Raw genomic sequence first — 21,306 nt, 5'->3', positions numbered from 1 at the left:
CTAGGTATATCGAATAGTGATACAAACGTTAAAGCAGTGCGTGCGCACAAGAAAAAGCGTCAGACGCTTTATGAGAGTAATTGCTATAGGAAGCAATCATTACTGAGGAGAGGGTCAGCTAGGGTGGCGTATTCATCTTTGTGGTGACAGCTTTTATAGAGTTAAGAAATGATATTTCGCGTCATTTTAACATATATAAAGTAGATTAATAAAAACATCGCCCTTTTGGCGAGGATTTAACTCCTTTAGCTATCTCAATTACCGAGCTTAAGTGACCACCCTACGCTTCTGTTTGAATAAATTTATAGCCTTTTGGGCTTTACAGAACTCGATTCTATATTAGAATCACACGTGACATTGAATAGTGTCTCCATATATCCCATCGCTAGGAAACTGACATGATTGTCCGGCAAACGCCTAATGCCCTTAAGATATTTTTCACCCTGCGTGGATCAATCATTCCAAAAATCTATCCGCAAATTTTGCTGATTACTATTCTTAGTACGCTTATCACGGTTATCCAGCACTGGCTTCCTGACTCGTTTCCTTATTATGGTATGGCAACGTTTACCTTGCTTGGAATCGCCCTATCGTTGTTTCTTGGGTTTCGGAACAATGCCAGTTATCAACGTTGGTGGGAAGCGCGCGGACTGTGGGGACAATTGGTCTATGACTCTCGTAGCTTAACGCGCCAAGTGCTGTCCTTTATAGATGATGGCAATGCGACTGCCATAGATGGTGGCGAGGATGACAATGTGACTGGACGCGTTACTCAGCGAACGATGGTATATCTGACCATTGCGTTTGCCCATGCGGTGCGCCACCGATTGCGTGGTACGCCACCTTGGACGGACATTGAGCCTCTTGTCGCGGCGATACATCATGACCGTATTCGCCAAGCGAAAAACGTACCTGATTATATAATGCACCTGATGGGTAAGCAGCTTGGCGATATTCGGCGTCGAGGACTGGTATCGGAGCAAGTCATACAAAACATGGACGAGCGCCTGACCTCTATGACAATTGTACTGGCAGCTTGCGAGCGCATTCATAATACCCCACTGCCATTTGCTTACATGCTACTGGTACATCGCACGACCTATCTGTATTGCATCATGTTGCCTTTTGGCTTGGTGGCATCACTCGGTTGGGCGACCCCGTTGATTTGTGCGGTGATTGCTTATACCTTTTTTGGTTTGGATGCGCTTAGTGAAGAGTTAGAAGAGCCTTTTGGCTTGGCCGCTAACCAATTACCTTTGACTGCCTTGTCACGCACTATCGAGATTAATCTACGAGAGGCATTGGGAGAGACAGATATTCCGCCTGATATCACTCCTATCAATGGTTATTTGCAATAGCTTCCATTAATAGTTTTAATAAAAGCCACTTAGCTTACTGTTTCGCGATAAATCTGACTAAATACAGACTTCACTTGAATAATCGCTCATAGACCACTATAAACAGTGCATATATTCTCTGCCTAATATAGCCATTCCACTATAAAAGTATGACAGCGTTAACCTCGCTTGAAGTATCACACATACATCTATACTCGGTTGCCTTGTACTACGTTTAAATTGAATCGACTATAGCTTGACTGATTTAAATGCCACTGATGTCCACACTGAGCCTGTCTCAGCTTTTGGCGTTATGATTTCGGCATGATTTAAGCAAATGTTTAACTAACTGAATGTCTATAGCAGCGATTTTCGAATGACTTAATGTTAGTTACTTACTACTAATGACTGATTAACTTTTTCCTATTTACCTATACCAGCGAGGCTCATATCATGAGTGATGATTCAAAAGACAACAACGACAACGTCGACAACAGCGCAAATAACCCAACCAGCAATCAGCCATCAGTTAAAGTCACTGATTTGACGCCAAATAAAGGTGCGTTGGTAGGCAAAAAGACCGATATTCAAAACCCAGAGCTTTGGGAGTTCCCGATGAACTACCCACTAAGCATCATCGGTCATGAAGGCGAGCGTGAGAGTTTACTTAATGAAGTAAAGCTAATTTTGGGTAGCCAATTCCCTGATTTTGATTTGGCGTCTATTGAAGTTAAGCCATCTAAAACAGGTCGTTTTCACTCGGCACGGGTCAATTTGTACCTAACGGCTGCTGAGCAAGTAAATGCGCTTTATGCCTCACTTGATAATGCAAAAACGGTTCGTATTGTTTTATAAGTCGCATAAAAAACTTTAACGCCTTTTTAGTCCAAATCGTCACTCGCTAGTAATAACATATGGGTGGCGATTTTTTGTGGTTTGATGTACAATCTGCGCCCGCATTATTGCCGCCATGACTCGCATTATCAGTCGACAATAACCGAGAGAATGAAAAGTAAAACTCACGATATTTTTACAAAAATTTTATTATTGACCGCATTTGCGTCTAACCCTTATCCCATCGTCCTTTGCCAAAATTTGGACTGCCTACAACCTTGTAGCAACATAGTTTTATTCTAAAATCAATATAGTATTTTCAAAATTTTCCCGCTATATTGTGCCTACCAATTAACAAACACGCTATATGTAGTACTCAGTGATTTTAACCGTCACTATGAGTAGTGGTAGCTTTTTGCCCAAAAAAACCAGCTAGCACAACCCCACATAATAGCGTTATAAAGAATGTCTGCCGCCCACTCGGCGCGCAGCATCACAATAAGCAATCAAAATAGAGGCCAGCATGACACATATTGACAAAATCCAAGTAACCAAACGTGATGGACGTTTAGAGCCTATTGATTTAGACAAAATTCACAAGGTAATAGCGTGGGCAGCTCACGACTTGGACAACGTGTCTGTGTCTCAAGTTGAGCTAAAGTCGCACATCCAGTTTTATGAAGGTATCAAGACTCGTGACATTCACGAAACCATCATCAAATCTGCCGCCGACCTAATCTCTGAAACCACGCCTGACTATCAATATCTGGCTGCGCGTTTGGCTATCTTCCATCTACGTAAGATTGCTTATAACAAATTTACCCCGCCGCACCTATACGACCATGTCAAAACTTTGACTGACGCTGGCAAATACGATCAGCACATCCTAGCTGACTATAGCCGTGCTGAATTTGATGAGTTAGAAGAGTATCTTGATCACTGGCGCGATATGAACCTTGCTTATGCCGCTGTTGAGCAAATGGCTGGTAAGTACTTGGTACAGGATCGTGTGAGCAAGACTGTCTATGAGAGCCCGCAGTTCTTATATATGCTGGTCGGTATGTGTCTGTTTAGCCAATACGACAAGTCAGACCGTCTTGATTTCGTCAAACGCTTCTATGATGCAACTTCAGAATTCAAAATCTCACTACCGACGCCTATTATGTCAGGTGTGCGTACGCCATCGCGCCAGTTTAGCTCGTGCGTATTGATCGAATGTGGTGATAGCCTAGACTCTATCAACGCGACCACCAGCGCCATCGTACGCTATGTGTCACAGCGTGCTGGTATCGGCATCAACGCAGGTCGCATCCGTGCCCTTGGTAGCCCTATCCGTGGCGGTGAAGCACAGCATACGGGCTGTATCCCATTCTACAAACTGTTCCAAACGGCTGTGAAATGCTGCTCACAAGGTGGCGTACGTGGCGGTGCTGCGACGTTGTTCTACCCACTATGGCATTTAGAAGTGGAGTCATTACTGGTACTGAAAAACAACCGTGGCGTCGAAGACAACCGTGTTCGTCATATGGACTACGGCGTCCAGTTAAACAAGACAATGTACACGCGCCTAATCAAAGGCCAAGACATCTCGCTATTCTCACCAGGTGACACGCCAGGCTTGTATGATGCGTTCTTTGAAGATCAAGACAAATTCGAAGAGTTATACACCAAGTACGAAAACGATCCTAACGTACGTAGTCGTCAGATTCCAGCTGCTGATTTGTTCAGCCTAATGATGCAAGAGCGCGCCAGTACCGGTCGTATCTACATCCAAAACGTCGATCATTGCAACACCCATAGCCCATTTGACGCGACGGTTGCCCCGATTCGCCAGTCAAACCTATGCATGGAAATCGCGCTACCGACCAAACCACTCGATAACATCAATGACGAAGAAGGCGAAATCGCCCTTTGTACGCTATCAGCGGTCAACTTGGGTAAAGTCGAAAACGTCAGCGACATCGAAGAGCCAGCTGAGCTAATCGTCCGTGCACTTGATGCCCTGCTCGACTATCAAGACTATCCAGTAAAAGCGGCTCAAAACGGCAGTATGCGTCGTCGCACGCTTGGCGTGGGCGTAATCAACTATGCTTACTACTTAGCTAAGAATGGCGCACGCTACTCTGACGACAGCGCGCTTGGTCTAACCCATCAGACGTTTGAAGCGTTGCAGTTCTATCTCTTGAAAGCGTCGAACAAATTGGCAAAAGAGCAAGGCGCGTGCCCTGCGTTCAATGAGACCACGTACTCACAAGGTATCTTGCCGATTGATACGTACAAAGCTGACTTGGATAAAATCTGCCAAGAGCCGCTACATCTCGATTGGGAAACGCTACGTGGCGAGATCACGGAACACGGTCTACGCAACTCTACCCTAACCGCCTTGATGCCGTCTGAGACCTCTAGTCAGATCGCCAACGCGACTAACGGTATCGAGCCACCACGTGGTCTGGTCTCTATCAAAGCGTCAAAAGACGGTATCTTAAAGCAGGTCGTGCCTGAGATTGATAAGCTAAAAGATCAGTACGAGCTACTATGGCAAATGCCAAACAATGACGGCTACCTAAAGCTGGTCGCTATCATGCAGAAGTTCGTCGATCAAAGTATCTCTGCCAATACCAACTACGATCCAGTTCGTTATGCTGGTGGCCGTGTACCGATGAAGATATTGCTAAAAGACTTGCTAAACGCTTATAAAATGGGTGTGAAGACGTTGTACTACCATAACACTCGTGATGGTGCGAACGACGCCCAAGCGGATATGGAAGATGATTGTGCTGGCGGGGCGTGTAAGATTTAAGTTTACATTATTAAGCTACGAAATTATTTTAGAAGAATCTTGATTTGAAATTAACTTTAATAATAGGAATCTACTATGTCAGATAAAAAAGTATTATTCATTGCCTTTGCAATGCCAGATGAGCGTCAACGCGACTTTTTAAAAGGACAGTCTTTAAGTCCTCGTGCTCCTTATGAATTTATTGATATGTCGGTAAAAGAACCTTACGATAAAGAATGGAAAATGAGAGTTCGTACTCGTATAAAAAGATCTGATGGAGTAATAGTTTTAGTTAGCGAAAACTCATTGAATTCAGATGGTCAGAAATGGGAAATTCAATGTGCAAAGGAAGAAGGCAAACGAATCTTAGGTATATGGATTTACAAGGGCGACAGAACAAATATTGAAGGTGTAAATACTAAAGTGTGGACTGACGCAAATATTATTTCATTTATCGACTCACTTTGATGTTTGAGGATAAAATTATGAGCTTCAATGAATTGTCAGACAAAACTCAAATGTTAATTGAAAAGCTATCAGCAGTCGAACATGATCGTTGGGCTCATTGGCAAAGTTACTTACATTCAAAGTGTAAAAAAAATGACGATGGTAGCTTGACTATACCAAAAGAGTTAGTCGAAAGATGGAGTACCCAAATAGAAACTAATTACTTCGAGTTAAGTGAAGAAGAGAAAAAAAGTGATAGAGAGCAAGTGATGAAATATTTGCATTATATTCTAGAATTCAAAGAACAATAACAACTATGCTTTCAAATCTGAAAAGTATTTGACTAATTTATTTAATAAGGGACAAAAAGATGTCAAGGAAAGCTTTGATAATTGGTGTAAATGATTACGATCACATTGGTTCATTAAATTGGTGCGAGAATGATGCTATATCTATTGACCAAGTACTGACCAAGAATGCAGATGGTAGCCCTAACTTTTCAGCTCAGCTATTAACAACTAACAATAGAAATAAAATAACACACAGTCTTGTTTATGAAAAAATTCAAGAACTATTTAGTGGAGAAGCTGATGTAGCTGTATTTTTCTTTGCTGGTCATGGAGGATTCAATGAGAATATGAGCGAAGGTATTATATGCTTGCAAAATTATTCGCAGAACCATGAAGGATTTATCCGCATTTCCGATATATTACACATAGCTAATGAATCTAAAATCAAAAATAAAATTATAATTCTGGATTCCTGTCAATCAGGAGCTGCTGGTAATGATAGAAATATTAAAAACGATTCCAGTGTAATTGGAGATGGTATAACTATCCTTACGGCATGTGCTAAAGAAGAATATGCCATGGAAAATAGTGTAGACCGGCATGGACTATTTACAAGTCTGCTTATAGAAGGTTTAACAGGCGGCGCTTCAAATATTTTAGGTCAAGTAACCCCTGGTAGTCTTTATAGCTTTATTGACAGTGCATTGGGACCTTGGGATCAACGACCTATATTTAAAACGAATGTATCGCGTTTTGTTTGTTTGAGAAAAAATATACCCTTAGTAGACCCCTCAATTCTAAGAGAGCTTCCTAATTTTTTTAAAGACCCTACCGATATATTTCCATTGGACCCATCTTTTGAACCAGACAGGAAGAATATTCCAGAAAATTTAAGACACTTACCTCAAAATATTAATAATGAAGAAATTTTTAAAAAGCTACAAAAGTGCAATCGGCATGGACTCGTAGTCCCACACGAAGTAGAACATATGTATGACGCGGCTATTGAGTCAACTGGTTGTAAATTAACAGCATTTGGAGCATATTACAGAAAACTCAGCTTAAAAGGTTATATTTAAATGTCTGTTTTTATAAGTTATCGCCATACTGATAGGAACACAGCTATTCAAATAGCTCATGAATTCAATACTAACAACGTTGATTATTACTTAGATGTAATTGATGATGAATCGAAAAGTACTGAAGATATTACAGAAGTTATAACCAAGAATATTAAGAAGAGCACACACCTATTAGCTATAATATCTCCTACCACAAGCGGTTCATGGTGGGTTCCTTTTGAGATCGGTCAAGCTACTGTTTCTAATCGGAGGATCTGTTCCTATGCTGTATCAAATAGCTCTCTAAACCTTAGTGGGATGTCTTTTAGATTCCTTTCAAACTTCTTACCTGAATATTTACGTAAATGGCCAGTCTTAGTTTCTAAAATGGATTTAGATAAATTCATAGAACAGTATAAGCGAGATACTAGGAGCTCTATTGGTGAGGGTTTTGAAAGTCGACGAAATAAAAGTGAATCATTTAGCAGGTCTGAACTTACCAAAAGTGGCGCAGATGCATTTCATGATGCTCTAAAAATGCGGTTATAAATTTGAATTGTAGGGTGCGCCCAGCGCACCCTACAAATTAAGCTCAAACGGAAGAGTCCTTAAGAAAAAAGAAAGCCGCTTTAACACGGTCGTTTAGCCCCGACTATAGCGATATCCTGCTGACGACGATGGCGATGCAGTCGGTGGCTGAACGCAGTATCGAGACAACAGGAATGCGGTCAGACACGATAGACTGCACGCCAGCGGCAAGGCAGATACAAGCGGTAGGCGGGATTGGCTACTGTTATAATTAAAACATAGATGTAACTAAAACGACGGAGGTCATGTGCAATATACCGCAATCATCAAAGACGGTGGTTTGTTTATCCCAAACGTATTTTCAGACCTAAACGATGGTGGCTCGCATATCGTACAAGTCGAGGTTGATATTGCAGAGGTGCGTCAGCAGTTAGGTGTGGATGAAGCACCAAAGACAACTGTCGCCAAAAAAAGCGTGGCAAAAGCAGTCAAAAAGCCCGTATCGAGAGCGGCTAAAAAAGACTTAAAAATAGCAGCAGAAGAGTCTGATGTGAGTACCTTACGCAAAAGCGCACTTGATGAATTAGAAGCACTCGATGATAGTGAGCTGAGCGAGATATTCAAAGCCTATATGAACGATGGGCAAGAGTCGTCACAGATATCACTAGAGAACCTCTAAGCTAAAACGCTATAATCCAAAAACGTGTCATAACCTCAAATCAAAACCAGTCAAACCCCTATAAATTAATAACCGAATCAATTATAAAGGCAGTCCCATGACTTACTCGATTTTTTCTCAAACGCCAAACAATGCGCTAAAAGAGCCGATGTTCTTTGGTCAGCCCGTCAACGTGGCGCGCTATGACCAACAAAAACATCCTATCTTTGAGCAATTGATTGAAAAGCAGCTATCGTTCTTTTGGCGTCCAGAAGAAGTCGATGTATCACGCGATCGTATCGACTTTAGCAATCTGTCCTCGCATGAGCAGCACATATTTTTGAGCAACCTCAAGTACCAGACCCTACTCGACTCTATCCAAGGTCGTAGTCCAAATGTGGTGCTACTGCCGCTAGTGTCTATCCCTGAGCTTGAGACGTGGATTGAGACATGGTCGTTCTCTGAGACCATTCACTCGCGCAGCTATACGCATATCATTCGTAATATCGTCAATGACCCAAATATTATCTTTGATGACATTATGCAAAACGAGCATATCTTAGGCCGTGCCTCTGATATCGCCCAGTATTATGATGAGCTGTACCGCAACTCACAGCTATATAGCTTGTACGGTCCAGGTACGCATAACATCAATGGCGAGGAAGTGACGGTTGATTTGAGATCACTGAAAAAGCAGATGTATCTGTGCATTATGGCGGTCAACGTCCTAGAAGCCATTCGTTTCTATGTATCTTTCGCTTGCTCATTTGCCTTTGCTGAGCGTAAATTGATGGAAGGCAATGCCAAAATCATCAAGCTCATCGCTCGTGATGAAGCGCTGCATCTGACGGGTACACAGCACATGCTGAACCTGATGCGCAATGGTCGTGACGATCCTGAAATGGTCGAGATTGCCGCAGAGTGCTATGAAGAAAGTATCGAGATTTTCCGCAAGGCTGCTGAGCAAGAAAAAGAATGGGCAGGCTATCTGTTCAAAGATGGCTCGATGATCGGTCTAAACAAAGACATTCTTTGCCAATATATCGAATACATCACCAACTTGCGTATGGAAACCGTCGGCTTGCCAGCGGCGTTCCCGAACTCAAAGTCAAACCCAATCCCGTGGATCAACACATGGTTGTCGTCTGACAATGTGCAAGTAGCGCCGCAAGAGACTGAGATTAGCTCGTACTTGGTTGGTCAGATTGACTCTGACTTATCAGACAGTGATTTTGATGACTTTGAATTATAAAAGCTGAGTTGTAAGAGCTTTGAGCTATAAAGGCTTGAGCGGTAGAGATTTGAAGCTATAAAATTTCTACCGCGGTAATCGTCTTATGGATTAATAGTAGGGATAGCAATAACACAGACATATCCCAATAGGATTCACGATGACTTGGGTAATGACCAGTAAAAAGCAGTTCTATCTACACGATGACGAGAGTCTGCTAGATGGACTGCTACGCACCGGACACGAGGTAAACTATCAATGCCGCGAAGGCTACTGTGGTAGCTGCCGAGTCAAACGTATTGCCAGCTCGCATACGGTCGATTATCCATTTGACCCATTGGCAATGATTGAAGAAGATGAGATCCTGCCTTGCTGCTGCCGTGTGCAAGGTGTCATCTACATCAATCATGACCCTATTGAGAAGTTATAGCAGGGTTATAAGCAATAGTGGCTATATGCAAAAAGGGTTATAAGTAAGCACAGTTAGCCTTTAAAATTTAGAAAAATCAGCTTCAACAAAAAGCGCGCTCCTTTAAATAAGGAGCGCGCTTTTTTATGCTATCAGCTAAATAAATGTGCTGTCTCATACATACATTATGAGTCAGCACATACTGGTAAGAAGAACCTACGACTTACTGCGACGCGGCATCTTGTTCAAACAGTTTCATCAACTCTTCGCGCATACGATCACGCTCTGCCTTTGACATCATTGGCGTTTCTTCGTCACCTTGAATGTTTGGCTGCTCCATTCCGCCCATGCTTTCATTTTGTAGTACAACAGGACGCTCAAGTGGTTCTTGTGCTGGACGCTCTTCTAACGTAATTTTTACTTGGGCGTTTTTACCTTGACGCAATATCTGCGCATCTAGCTCGGTATTTGGTGGCTTACGGGCAACGTACTGAATCAAGGTATTGGCATCTGTCATCTCGACATCATCGATAGTCAGGACGATATCACCGACGCGTAGACCGCTTTTTGCCGCTGGGCTGTTATCAATGACGTTTAGTACTTCTACGCCTGTCGATGTTTCTAACTGCGTTGGGTCACGTAGCTGTGACTGAATCTCGATACCTAACCAGCCACGACTGACACGACCGTCTTTGATCAAGGCATTCATCACCTGCTCAACCAGTGCCGTCGGAATCGCAAAGCCAATACCCATCGAGCCACCAGAGCGCGAGAATATGACGGTGTTGATACCGACTAGCTCACCGTGAGCATCGACCAGTGCGCCGCCTGAGTTACCCGGATTGATCGCCGCATCAGTCTGGATAAAGTCTTCAAACTTATTGACACCCAGTCCAGTACGACCAGTCGCTGATATAATCCCTTGTGTCACTGTCTGACCCACGCCAAATGGATTACCAATCGCTAGCGCCAAATCCCCCACACGAATTGGATCTTCGCGGAAACCAAGTGGCGTCAGCCCTGTCATATCGACCTTGATCACGGCTAGGTCGCTATCAGGATCTGTACCAATGATTCTGGCACGGCTCTTACGACCATCATTGAATGCGACTGTGATTTCATCGGCCTTTTCGATCACATGGGCATTGGTCACGATATAGCCATCTTCTGATACGATCACACCAGAGCCTAAATTGGTATTGCCCTGCTCTTGTGATGGGCCACCATGATATTCAAAAAACCGGCGCAGTACGGGATCATCCATATAAGGATGCTCTGTCATCGTTTGCGTCGTATAGATATTGACTACAGACTGCGATGCACGTGCCACTGCATTATGATAAGAAGAGATAGGCGCTGGCGTGTCCGACACTGGCTCTGCTGCTTGCTGCTCCGCAGGCGGGGTTCTCGGCGGCTCCCATGTGGCCTCCGACGTCGATTTCATACTCGTGAACAACCAGATAAACGCCGCCAACACTAGCAGCAATAAGACCCAAGGTAACCATTTTAATAAAGACGCCTTGTTATTGGTGTTCCGGGATGACGACATATAAAACCTCTATAAATTTATTGCAAACAGACAGTGAAAAACGATGTGAGATAATAGCGACCGCTTAGCTAGTCTTGACTCATCAATTGAATGGTCGAATGCTATACAGTTAGGCAGATTCACGTGTATAAATTATAACCGCAATACCAGTAAATAGTAACGTATCGTGTACCATTTCAGTTATCCAGCTTGTCTGCTTGCTTACAACGGCATGTTAAAATAGCTTTTACGATACTCGACACTTCAGCATTTCGAGAATTGAACATAAAGTCAAAAGAGCAAAACCAAACACTCTCAAACATGATAGATAATACATAATTTTTGCTTAATTAATCTATAGCACCTTACGACATACACTTTATTGATGACAGGAAAACATAATGACTGCAAATCATACGACAGCTGAATCCAATACTCAAAGCATCAGCGTTCAGGAATTGATACAGTTCTGTGACGACTATTTATCTACTAGTGCGTTTAAAGACTATGCGCCTAATGGTCTGCAGGTCGATGGTGGACGCCCGATTCAACGTATCGTTACTGGTGTCACGGCTTGTGAAGCCTTGATAGATGCTGCGATTGCTAACAATGCCGATGCGATTATGGTGCATCATGGATACTTCTGGAAAGGCGAACCTGCTACGCTTACTGGTATGAAAGGTCGACGCGTGCGCAAGCTGATGCAACACGGTATCTCTATGATTGGCTATCATCTACCGCTCGACGCACACCCAATCTCTGGCAATAACGCAAAACTTGCTGACATGCTCGGTATGACGATCAACGGTGCGCTCTATCCTACCGAGTCCCATCCTGTGGGCAATATCGCTACTTGTACACCGCAAACTGCTGACGATCTCATTGCCACCATTACTCAAGCCTTAGGTCGCGCGCCATTACATATTCCAGCTGAGTATCATACAGACTCATCTACTCAGACAAATGGTAGGCTAATCGAACGTGTGGGTATATGTACGGGCGGTGCGCAGGATATGATTGAGCAGGCTGCTACTATGGGCTGTGATGCGTTTATCTCAGGAGAGATATCTGAACGTACCACGCATAGCGCGCGTGAGCTTGGAATTGACTATTTTGCTTGTGGTCATCATGCAACGGAGCGTGGCGGTATTCAGGCGTTAGGAGAGATAGTCGCTCAAAAATTTGGTCTGCCAGTTACCTTTATCGATATCGAAAATCCAGCATAAACTAGCTACTTAGAAATCCATTTTAAACGGTTGTCATTTATAGAGAAAAACTTGTAGGAAAATGATAGTTCAAAAGCCAAACTAGACTTGCTAACAGCTTCAGTCAAACCATAAGCATAAAGTCTAGTTTGACTACTATTTAAACTTTGTTATTCTATTTTTGATTATTATGTACCAAATATCGGGAAAATTAACCGTTTATATCTTAATTGTTAAGTTTTATCGCTTTTTTCTTAACTCCACTTGAATAATGCAATTAGTAACCGCATATTACTACCCGTAAGAAAGAACGTTTTGTCATGAAACTTCCCATTATTACAGCTTCCGGTTATGGCACCAAAATAATGCTGGTCGTTGTTTAAGACTTTATCGTGCTATATCAGCGATAAGGTTTTAAACCGCTACCCATTGAAATACTATGTTTGCACTATATATGTTAGCAGCATGGTATTTTTTATTTTTGGTGTCGCGATGACGGTATGACATAGTCAGTTTGATAGACAGCTATAAACTATCAATTCTGGTTATTTTGCTTACCCTCATTGCTGGACAAACAACTTTAGTAGCCAGCTATCCTATTACTAGTAACGTAATATTAGTGATTCAAAGTATAGCCAGCCATCAAAGTTAGCATAGTTAAAACAGATGAATGTATTTGCCTCATTGGCAAAACCTTACATCAATGTTTCAAGCTATGCCTTTGTCTCAATAACTTAATCATGACCTTACCTATGTTTGATATATAGTTGTTTGGCCACTAGCCATATTTAGTTATCGATGAAGGAATCATCTGATTTATATCCTTCGCGTCGTTGTGCGTTCAGTATTTTAAACCAATACTCATAAACACTGTTTTAGAACGCTCTTATGACATATCGATAGCTGGCTGACAACAAACTATCCCACTAACTCTTAGAGAGAGTACGCTAGTGGCGCTATAGTCAAACAAGATAGAGCGGCATTTATCCTATTAAAAATGCCACTCTATTTAAGATACGATATCGATATATGTCAATATTATGCACATACATTTATACGTGTTTTTGCGGTAAGAAGGATGGCTAAAATCAGGAGACATCCATGCAGCGTATTACTTATCGTGTAAAAGTATCTGCGCAAGGGGCCAAACGCCGTATTTCTTATTTACTGCGTCCATCTAAACGCCTACTAAACACCAAAAGTAACATCGTTTCATCCGTTACCCCTATTGCGTCTAATCGTTTTGCCAGAACCAAGAAGCTGGCACAAATCTCTAGCATCGCTCTACTCTCGTTGCCCGCTGAGAGTTTGACGACTATGAACACATCGGTACCAGCCTATGACAATGTCATGCTGGAAAACACCTTGACCATTGCTGCGGTACCAGGCGATAGCACTTACTTTGCTACCGATGGCTTCCAACATGGTTTTGGGTTTGATCTGGTGCGCACTTATGCCGACGAGCTCGGTGTCGATATCAATCTAAAAGCCTATGCCAGTGAAGAAGCGGCGCTAAAGGCACTAAGAACCGGCAACGCTGACATGGCGTTGACTACGGCTAGCACCAAGCTAAAAAGCCAGTTGAACCTATCTTCTATCAATGTCAGCTGTGGTTATGATTCTAGTCTGACTAAGAACGGTCTACACCCTAAGGTAAGTTGGACGTTTAGCTCATCCAATGACCCACTATCAAGAAAGGCCAGCTACTTTTTGTGCGATAGCATCAAGCTAAAAAACACACAAAAACTTGCCGCGTTCTACAATCAAAACTTGCTTAAAGACGCCTATAGTCAGGATCATTTCCAGAGAACGTTGACGGAAAAGTTACCGGACTATCAATCTTCGTTTGAAGAGCAAGCACGCAATTATAATCATGATTGGGAACTACTGGTCGCGATGGGTTATCAAGAGTCACATCTTGATGCCAATGCTGTGTCGCCGACTGGCGTACGCGGATTGATGATGCTGACCAACAACACTGCAAAAGCAATGGGCGTCTCAGACCGTGTTGATCCTTACCAAAGCATTGGTGGCGGTGCACGCTATCTAGAGCAAGTAAAAGCAGACTTCTCTGACGTGCCAAAAACTGACCGTATCTGGTTTGCCCTCGCAGGTTATAACATGGGTCCCAATGCGGTAAAAAGAATCCAACGCGAACTACGAGCTCAAGGTATCGATGATAAGAGCTGGGCAAACGTCTATGCTTATTTAGCAGATAATAGAGCGTCGAATAGCCGCTATGGTCAAGCCATGCATTATGTCAGTAATATCCGAAGCTATCTTGAGACTATTAAAACTCAGACGGTCTAATCTATAAATATTATTAGATTTTTGAGAATGAAGTTTCCAAATACAAAAAAGCTGCTCTTATAAAGAGCAGCTTTTTTGTGCGATACGATTCATAGTTAATATTAATGACGTCTTATGTAAAAGGCATTCATTAATATCTTATTCATTAGCGATTTGGAACTGTCAGACGCTGACCACGCTGCAACATCGTATCAGCAGCGATATTGTTCATATCAGCCAGCTCTTGTGTTGAGACACCATATTTACGTGCTAGACCAATCAAGCTATCACCCGAGCCAACCGTATAGCTTACTGTCGCTTTTGGTACTTTAAGCGTTTGGCCGCGTTGTAGCTGAGCATTGGTCGCTAGATCGTTGGTCGCTGCCAAGTCCTCTACCGAGATGCCAAACTGACGTGCCAAAGCAATTAGGCCATCACCAGATTTAACTTTGTAGTTTTCAGTGTTACCCAGTTTCGTACCACTGCTTACTGAGCTACTACTGTTACTAGCAGAGCTGCTGCTTTGGCTGCTACTAGATGCACTTGCCACACTGCCGCTAGCAGGGATGGTAATAGTACGGCCCAGTATCAGATTCGAGTTGGTATTCAAGTTATTCGCTGATGCCAAATCGCTTAAGCCAATGTTGTAACGTTTAGCGACACCCGTTAAGGTATCACCTGATTTTACTTTGTAGCTGACCGCTTTGTCATTTAATTGACGATCGACCAATTCTTTAGAAGCAGGTACTTTAATCGTTTGACCACGTTGCAAGCGAGCTTTTGCATCAAAATTGCTGTTTACCGCAGCAAGTTCCGTTGCACTAACTCCGATGCTATTCGCAATACCAATCAGCGTATCACCTGATTTTACTTTGTAATTGGTGGTCGCAACCGAGCTTGAGCTGTTACTACTGCTAGCGCTTGTCGTACTTGCAGCATCGAAATCAACACTGGCTGGCACTTTAAGTGTCTGACCAACATATAGCGAACTTGTGCTGTTGAGACCGTTGAGACCGGCTAAAGTATCTGTCGACACGTTGAATTGACGTGCCAATGCAATTAAGCCGTCTCCTGCTTTTACTTTATAGTTTTTGGTCGCAGTGCTTGATTTACTCGGCTTGGTAGAAGGCGCTGCAGGTGTCGTCGCAGGCGCAGTTACTTTACCCGGTATGAGCCATAATTTTTGACCTCTGAGCAGATCAGCACGGCTGCTCAGATTATTGTAGCTGGCTAGCTGAGTGACCGATAAGCCAAAACGATTAGCCGTACCGATAAGCGTATCACCACCTTGTACAACATAACTGTCAGGCTGACTAGCGGCGGCGTTGTTAGCAGTGCTTAATGGCTCGATAGTCTTGGCATCATATAGATACAATGTGCTGCCAGAGAGCAGATTGGCACTGGCATCTATCTGGTTCCATTCTGCGATATCACGCCAGCTGACCCCTGCTCGACTCGCAATGTTCGAGAGCGTATCGCCACGTTTTACCGTATAAGTGGTACGTGCGCCTTGTGGTTTTGGCTTACTTACCGAAGTTTTGGCAAAGCTAAGTTTTTTCTCTGCACCACTCGCTTCTAAGATAGATTGCTGCGTCTGTACGGCTGATAGATTGATGTTGCCATCAGCATTGATAACATTGGTCTCAGAAGTATTTCTACGGATTTGATTGGCGATGAAATCACGCTCTTCTTTACTAAGCGGTGGCTCTTGGACAATTGTATTATTCTGAGTAATCTGAGCTGAGGTAGTCGGTAGACTGTTACTGCTCTTAAGCTCAGCATTGATCTTGTTAGTCTCTGCAGTGGTTAGTGGTGGCTCAGTGCGAGCTGAGGAATTACCGCTGTATACCGAGCTGCTAGTTGGTGTCGCAGATGGTGAGATATAGCTGGTAGTCTGCTGAGGTACACTTGCGCTAGCCGCATAATCAGCCAATGCGCTACCAGTAGATGGCAGTGATGAGGCAGTATATGGTTTATTATTATAGCTTGGCGTAGTCGCTGTCGTACTTGAACTACTTGCGTTATTTGATGCAAGCACGTTACCTGTACCATTACCTCTGAGCCCACTTAATTTGGCATCGGCATTGAGACTGACGTCGTTTGGAATGATGACACGCTGTGGACCTGAAGAGTCAACACGGCCTGATGTCAGTGCAGTATTTAGACGCTCTAGCTCATCATAGCTTACGCCAGTCAACTGCGATACTTCCGCCAAACTCACACCATAGTTGACAGGTACACTGCGGAAATGCTGACGGTTAGCGATAGCTGGTAGATACACACCATACTGCTCAGGTTTGGCGACGATTTCGGCCACGGCTAAGAAACGCGGCACATAGTTCATCGTTTCAGTCGGTAATTGAAGTGACCAATAGTCTGTTGGTAGTCCGCGCGCTGCGTTGGCATCGATTGCTTTCTGTACACGGCCAGGGCCAGCGTTATAAGCAGCCAATGCTAGCTCCCAACTACCGAACTGGTTGTGCAATGCTGTCAAAAAGTCATAGGCAGCACGTGTCGATTCGATAACATCGCGACGACCATCATAAGTGCTGCTTTGATTCAAGCCATAGATACGGCCTGTACTTGGGATAAACTGCCATAAGCCCGCAGCTGCCGCACTACTCGTACCACTTGGATCGTAAGAGCTTTCGATAACTGGTAACAAGGCAAGCTCTGTTGGGATATTGCGACGCTCTGCCTCTCGTACCGTATGATAGATATAGCGACTGGCGCGCGCAGTTAGACGATTAAGATAATCCTGTCTACTAGTAAACCAGCTTTTTTGACCTTCAATACGCTGATTATAGATTGGCTTACCACCATTCATGCGGTAGCCTGCGCGTAGACGATTCCACAAATCACCATATTGCTGAATAGCAAGCTGGTTACCTTCTACCATGGTCATGTCAGTGGCTTCTAACAAGTCAGCCAACTCATCCAAACTCTCTGCATCCAAAAACGCAGTTGAGTAGTCTGCACTACCTGTATTAGCCCCTTGATTGGCAGGACTTTTGGTGATGACAGATGAGCTATTGGTCGCACCTTTGTTTTTTACCGCTGATGTATTGCTACACGCACTAATCAGTAAAGTGGATACCGCAAGCGTCAATGGCAACGCAATAAATGAGCGAGAGTGTGATAGCACAGTAGACATGATATTGGAGGTTTCCTAACGACAGAAATTAATAAGATAAAGTTGATGGATAGTATAGTATGCAATGTAAAGCAAAGACTAGCCTAATATAAAAGATAATAATAGACGCTCAAGTAGCCTATAAAACTAAGTAATGACTGTTTAACCCACTAAAACCCTTTATAAGTTAGAATCTCAGCCAGTTAGATTAGCTATTGCTTATATGAATTATTGTATTTTGAGTATTGCTTGGTCAATGGCGACTTAATTAATAGCGACCTGTGATACTGCGCGCAAGAGCACTGCATTACCAGTAGACAAGGTTAAGGTCACACGAGATGTGGTGACAAATGATACTTGCTGACCATTTTTTACCCAGCTCTCATTGGTCGTCACATTGGCTTTGGCTTGTGAACCAGTAATCACCACATTATCTACCGAAATATCATAGCGATAATTAGACGTATCATTCCAGCTGTTTTGAAGCAGCTTTAAGTACGCATCTTTATCTAAACTGGTAGATTTACCTTTTCTAGATAAAGAAATAAGCGCGTCATCTGACACAAGGCGCGATACCTGATTGATACTTTGGCTATTCGCTGATGCTTTCATTGCGGCGGCATAGTTCTGTACCAAATCTTCGGTCATAGTAGCCGCTTGTGCATTGATACTGATGGTGCTGGCTACTGCTACGATTGCAGTGATGCTGGCGCTTTTCACCAATAGAGCTAATAGCCTATTTCCCAATAATTTTTTCATGATAATCCTTAGCGATATTTTTCTCGTTAGTGTCATATAGTGACGATTAACGCTCTTTTATCATTTATTTTGGCAGTGTATCTGTATAGATATATCTATATAAGTATACTCATATCATATGCCGAGCCTATCATCGAATTCTCACAGCCATGTGACACCCTGTGTAATTATTGCGACTAGAAACACAGGCTATCAAATCAAATGTTCTTAACACTTTATGCTGTAAATTCTAGCTCAAACGGTTAGATACTTTGTAGCTCTAGCTTGATAGTCAGCCCATAATGAACTGACCATTTTTAAACCATCAATCTTTAGAACCGTCAATACTATGGTTAAGCTATTAACGTTAGAGTTTGGCTTCATTAGGGCATAGTTAAGGTTTCGTTAAGACTTGGTTTCGTTATTACTATCTTCATACTGCTCATCATCGCTGAGCTTCATGCCCAAACGCTCTACCCGTCTATCCATCATCTGACGAGCCAAGGCCTGCATGTCTTCGACGCGGTCTATCTCATCAACAATCTCAAGACCTAACAATGTCTCAAACACATCTTCTAACGTAACCAAGCCTTTAACTTCACCATACTCACCGACTGTAATCGCAATATGAATACGGTTTTTTAACATCAACTCTAACAAGTCAAACAGCTTCATCTTAGAGAAGACAAAAGTGATGTCGCGTTGAAATTGCGTCAACGGCTTATGCATAGCATGGTTAACTTTAGCCAGTAGCATGTCGGTTTTTAGCACAAAGCCTGTAATGTTATCCAAATCACCATCATAGATTGGCAAGCGAGAAAAAGTCAGCTTTGGACGATCAACCAATAGTTCAGCGACGGTCTTATTCTCTTCAAATGCAAGCATCACCGAGCGCGGGGTCATGATATCTTCGACTTTAATAGCGCCAAATGCGAGCAAGTTACGAATGATACGCGACTCTAGTGGATCGATTTGACCTGACTCTTCACCGATACTAGCAAGAGCAGCAAATTCGCGGCGGCTAAACGTTTGCGGCTCTTTACCGCGTACTAATAATTTCGTCAGACGCTCTGAGAACCAGATTAATGGGTATAGCAGCATGATGATGCCACGAACGAAATAAGCAACCAAACCACTTAGCTGACGCCAGTAAACTGTACCCAAAGTTTTTGGGATAATCTCAGACAAGAATAAGATAGCAAGCGTCATGAGGGCCGAAAACAGACCAAACCACGCACTACCAAATACGATCGTGGCCTGTGCACCCGCACCGATAGAGCCAAGTGTATGAGCAACCGTATTTAACGTCAAAATAGCGGCTAGCGACTGATCAATATTGTCCACTTTAAGGCTTTTAAGCATTTCTGCTTTTTTAGGACTGGTTTCTTGCACATCCGCAATAAACGATGGCGTCATGCTTAGCAAAACAGACTCTGCTAATGAACAGACGAAAGAGACACCAATAGCGAGTAAGACAAAAAATATCAATAAAGAAACGCTAAGCGCGGTTGGTGCTGCCGCCTCGCTGGATGTTGATACAGCACCAGCTGCCCACACTGCCTGCGGTAGCATAAGAATTGCTAATGCAGATAGTGCCGAAAAAGAAGTATAACCAAATCGAGAACTAGTAGTCATTCTCGGGGGAGGTTCTGCAGATGCGTCTTTACGATGAGCGCGCGGACGACATAAACGAGGTACAAACATAAAAGTGGTGAACAAGTTAGGTAACCTAAAAAGAGTAAAAGGAAGATAATGTCATGAGCAATTTATATTGATTTTCAGATTATCATTAACAAAGTAATAAAAGACATCTGTCTATCGTATAAATAGTTACTCAAAGCTGATTTAGCTGATTTAATCGCTATTTCAAAGCCATACTATGCTTCAATAAGCCGTATTATGCTTGAATATATAGCATACTAAATACAGGCAATCATTGCCATTTGATAGTAGCATTGATGATACCATTTCACAATAAGTCACCATTTTTAAGTTTTTGTTTTTTGATGACTTTTATTACCCTACTATTAACGGTTGTATGACGACATCTTTACTAGCCAATTCATGACAGCTATTTAGCCTGAGGCTTTATATAGATTATCTGAATATAGTAAAAACATTGTTGTCCTACTCGTTGGCTGATAGTATGCCTTACGCTAAGAAAAACACGCTCAGCCTATGATTAACAGTTACCAAGTCTGGGATTTTTTGTTACTATGCGTCTAATTTTATTATTGTCTATGACTTACTGAGAGATATTATGAGCTTATTTATTCAAGCTGCCCATGCTGCACCAGAGACTGCAGGTGCTGCAGGTCTATTTGGTCAGATTTTACTGCCTGTTGCGTTTTTTGCGATTTTTTACTTCTTGGTCATTCGCCCGCAGTCTAAGCGTACCAAAGAACATCGTGCCATGGTTAACGCATTGACCGTTGGTAGTGAAATTATTTTCGCTGGTGGTTTAATGGGTCGTATCAAAGCAATCGAAGGCGATTATGCCGTTGTGAGCCTAAACAACAATACTGACGTAAAAGTACAACGTGCTTCTGTTATTTCAGTATTGCCTGCTGGTACGATCGAAAGCGTCTAATTAGAATGTTCACTAGCTTTTATTAGTGAAAATTTATTAGTGAACATTCGATAGTCGTCACATTAACGAATGTAATGACTAAAAAATGACCGTATATGATTTACGGTCATTTTTCGCTATTAACACAGTAAGGTAAAATTGCTATATAAATTAGGCTTACCGTTTAGATGTCCTATCTTTATCCAATCTAGCCATATGATTTTTGGTGACCAGATAAACAGACATCTGTATTATTTGCTTTACTGTTTT

Annotated in this window: 18 protein-coding genes; 14 read left to right on the top strand and 4 right to left on the bottom strand. The window is 42.7% G+C overall.

The annotated features are described in order from the left end of the window. The first annotated feature begins 398 nt into the window (after positions 1 to 398). From V6252_RS01910 to yfaE, 11 genes are all read left to right on the top strand, one after another. Positions 399 to 1,358 (top strand): bestrophin family protein, encoded by a 960-nt coding sequence (locus tag V6252_RS01910; RefSeq protein ID WP_341609042.1) that lies wholly within the window; start codon positions 399 to 401, stop codon positions 1,356 to 1,358. Positions 1,359 to 1,901: 543 nt separating this feature from the next. Further along, on the top strand, positions 1,902 to 2,192 hold the full coding sequence (locus V6252_RS01905; RefSeq protein ID WP_057762424.1) for a YbeD family protein: 291 nt from the start codon (positions 1,902 to 1,904) through the stop codon (positions 2,190 to 2,192). Positions 2,193 to 2,694: 502 nt separating this feature from the next. Next, positions 2,695 to 4,971, top strand: a complete 2,277-nt coding sequence (nrdA, locus tag V6252_RS01900) for a class 1a ribonucleoside-diphosphate reductase subunit alpha (RefSeq protein WP_341609041.1) — start codon at positions 2,695 to 2,697, stop codon at positions 4,969 to 4,971. A 75-nt stretch (positions 4,972 to 5,046) separates the two neighbouring features. Next, positions 5,047 to 5,418 (top strand): TIR domain-containing protein, encoded by a 372-nt coding sequence (locus V6252_RS01895; protein WP_191115130.1) that lies wholly within the window; start codon positions 5,047 to 5,049, stop codon positions 5,416 to 5,418. Between the two features lie 17 nt (positions 5,419 to 5,435). Continuing rightward, a complete protein-coding gene (locus V6252_RS01890) occupies positions 5,436 to 5,708 on the top strand; it encodes a hypothetical protein (protein ID WP_191115129.1) in 273 nt (90 codons plus the stop codon). A 59-nt stretch (positions 5,709 to 5,767) separates the two neighbouring features. Continuing rightward, a complete protein-coding gene (locus V6252_RS01885; protein ID WP_341609040.1) occupies positions 5,768 to 6,766 on the top strand; it encodes a caspase family protein in 999 nt (332 codons plus the stop codon). Then, positions 6,767 to 7,297, top strand: coding sequence for a toll/interleukin-1 receptor domain-containing protein (locus V6252_RS01880; protein WP_191115127.1), 531 nt, complete (start codon positions 6,767 to 6,769; stop codon positions 7,295 to 7,297). It abuts the gene before it with no gap. Between the two features lie 128 nt (positions 7,298 to 7,425). Beyond that, positions 7,426 to 7,551 carry a hypothetical protein gene (locus tag V6252_RS01875; RefSeq protein WP_261862785.1) on the top strand — a complete coding sequence of 42 codons (126 nt, stop codon included), beginning with the start codon at positions 7,426 to 7,428 and terminating at the stop codon, positions 7,549 to 7,551. Between the two features lie 32 nt (positions 7,552 to 7,583). Continuing rightward, positions 7,584 to 7,955 carry a hypothetical protein gene (locus V6252_RS01870; protein WP_341609039.1) on the top strand — a complete coding sequence of 124 codons (372 nt, stop codon included), beginning with the start codon at positions 7,584 to 7,586 and terminating at the stop codon, positions 7,953 to 7,955. Between the two features lie 97 nt (positions 7,956 to 8,052). Further along, complete coding sequence (gene nrdB, locus V6252_RS01865) at positions 8,053 to 9,186, top strand: class Ia ribonucleoside-diphosphate reductase subunit beta (protein WP_201547353.1); 1,134 nt, start codon at positions 8,053 to 8,055, stop codon at positions 9,184 to 9,186. A gap of 139 nt (positions 9,187 to 9,325) precedes the next feature. Next, the gene (gene yfaE / locus V6252_RS01860) at positions 9,326 to 9,595 is read left to right on the top strand and encodes a class I ribonucleotide reductase maintenance protein YfaE (protein ID WP_101205363.1); all 270 of its coding nucleotides are present in this window, start codon (positions 9,326 to 9,328) and stop codon (positions 9,593 to 9,595) included. A gap of 202 nt (positions 9,596 to 9,797) precedes the next feature. On the opposite strand, the gene V6252_RS01855 is transcribed toward yfaE, so the two are convergent. Beyond that, on the bottom strand, positions 9,798 to 11,123 hold the full coding sequence (locus V6252_RS01855) for a S1C family serine protease (protein ID WP_201566687.1): 1,326 nt from the start codon (positions 11,121 to 11,123) through the stop codon (positions 9,798 to 9,800). A gap of 380 nt (positions 11,124 to 11,503) precedes the next feature. Between V6252_RS01855 and V6252_RS01850 the strand changes: the two genes are divergently transcribed. Continuing rightward, on the top strand, positions 11,504 to 12,328 hold the full coding sequence (locus V6252_RS01850) for a Nif3-like dinuclear metal center hexameric protein (RefSeq protein WP_341609038.1): 825 nt from the start codon (positions 11,504 to 11,506) through the stop codon (positions 12,326 to 12,328). A gap of 1,080 nt (positions 12,329 to 13,408) precedes the next feature. Beyond that, positions 13,409 to 14,617: a transglycosylase SLT domain-containing protein gene (locus V6252_RS01845; RefSeq protein WP_102094788.1), complete on the top strand. Its 1,209-nt coding sequence runs from the start codon at positions 13,409 to 13,411 to the stop codon at positions 14,615 to 14,617. A gap of 145 nt (positions 14,618 to 14,762) precedes the next feature. Here the strand turns inward: V6252_RS01845 and V6252_RS01840 are convergent, their stop codons facing one another. The 3 genes from V6252_RS01840 to V6252_RS01830 form a co-directional block, all read right to left on the bottom strand. Beyond that, entirely contained in the window at positions 14,763 to 17,750 is a 2,988-nt protein-coding gene (locus V6252_RS01840; RefSeq protein WP_341609037.1) for a LysM peptidoglycan-binding domain-containing protein, read from the bottom strand. 243 nt (positions 17,751 to 17,993) lie between these two features. Beyond that, a complete protein-coding gene (locus V6252_RS01835) occupies positions 17,994 to 18,488 on the bottom strand; it encodes a hypothetical protein (protein WP_101205368.1) in 495 nt (164 codons plus the stop codon). Positions 18,489 to 18,872: 384 nt separating this feature from the next. Next, positions 18,873 to 20,171, bottom strand: coding sequence for a CNNM domain-containing protein (locus tag V6252_RS01830; protein WP_201571462.1), 1,299 nt, complete (start codon positions 20,169 to 20,171; stop codon positions 18,873 to 18,875). A gap of 556 nt (positions 20,172 to 20,727) precedes the next feature. Here V6252_RS01830 and yajC point away from each other — a divergent pair. Continuing rightward, entirely contained in the window at positions 20,728 to 21,057 is a 330-nt protein-coding gene (gene yajC / locus V6252_RS01825; RefSeq protein WP_057759529.1) for a preprotein translocase subunit YajC, read from the top strand. Positions 21,058 to 21,306 lie beyond the last annotated feature (249 nt).

This window comes from Psychrobacter proteolyticus, from assembly GCF_038155145.1.
GTDB lineage: Bacteria > Pseudomonadota > Gammaproteobacteria > Pseudomonadales > Moraxellaceae > Psychrobacter > Psychrobacter proteolyticus_B.
The sequence above is the reverse complement of the archived record's forward strand: the minus strand, read 5'-3'. Positions and strand labels throughout refer to the sequence as shown.